Annotated in this window: 1 protein-coding gene; it reads left to right on the plus strand. The window is 33.5% G+C overall.

The genetic code is table 11. The annotated features are described in order from the left end of the window. Nucleotides 1-121: 121 nt before the first annotated feature. The gene (locus tag CDG59_RS12075; RefSeq protein WP_014386410.1) at nucleotides 122-901 is read left to right on the plus strand and encodes an APH(3')-VI family aminoglycoside O-phosphotransferase; all 780 of its coding nucleotides are present in this window, start codon (nucleotides 122-124) and stop codon (nucleotides 899-901) included. Nucleotides 902-1076 lie beyond the last annotated feature (175 nt).

The following is a 1076-nucleotide window of genomic DNA, read 5'->3' on the forward strand; positions in this document are numbered from 1 at the left end:
AAACAAGGTGGCTTAACTAGAGCGGAATATCACTTATAAATACGCTTTTAGTTGTTCAAACAAGTGGGACCACCTCTCTCGCATTTGCGGGGTTTTTAATGCTGAATAAAAGGAAAACTTGATGGAATTGCCCAATATTATTCAACAATTTATTGGAAACAGCGTTTTAGAGCCAAATAAAATTGGTCAGTCGCCATCGGATGTTTATTCTTTTAATCGAAATAATGAAACTTTTTTTCTTAAGCGATCTAGCACTTTATATACAGAGACCACATACAGTGTCTCTCGCGAAGCGAAAATGTTGAGTTGGCTCTCTGAGAAATTAAAGGTGCCTGAACTCATCATGACTTTTCAGGATGAGCAGTTTGAATTAATGATCACTAAAGCGATCAATGCAAAACCAATTTCAGCGCTTTTTTTAACAGACCAAGAATTGCTTGCTATCTATAAGGAGGCACTCAATCTGTTAAATTCAGTTGCTATTATTGATTGTCCATTTATTTCAAACATTGATCATCGGTTAAAAGAGTCAAAATTTTTTATTGATAACCAACTCCTTGACGATATAGATCAAGATGATTTTGACGCTGAATTATGGGGAGACCATAGAACTTACCTAAGTCTATGGAATGAGTTAACTGAGACTCGTGTTGAAGAAAGATTGGTTTTTTCTCATGGCGATATCACGGATAGTAATATTTTTATAGATAAATTCAATGAAATTTACTTTTTAGATCTTGGCCGTGCTGGGTTAGCTGATGAATTTGTAGATATATCCTTTGTTGAACGTTGCCTAAGAGAGGATGCCTCGGAGGAAACTGCTAAAATATTTTTAAAGCATTTAAAAAATGATAGACCTGACAAAAGGAATTATTTTTTAAAACTTGATGAATTGAATTGATTCTAAGCATTATCTAAAAATACTTAATTGTCTTTTAACGTCGCTAAATTTTAAATAAATAAGTGAAGAGTGTTAGTGGAGCCACTGATTTAAAGTTGGCAGAGTAAAACTTGAAGTGCGACATAAACCACCTAATTAATTTAAAGGGTTTATGGAGTATATAAAATTGTCATAC

Source organism: Acinetobacter sp. WCHA29, assembly GCF_002165335.1.
Lineage (GTDB): Bacteria > Pseudomonadota > Gammaproteobacteria > Pseudomonadales > Moraxellaceae > Acinetobacter.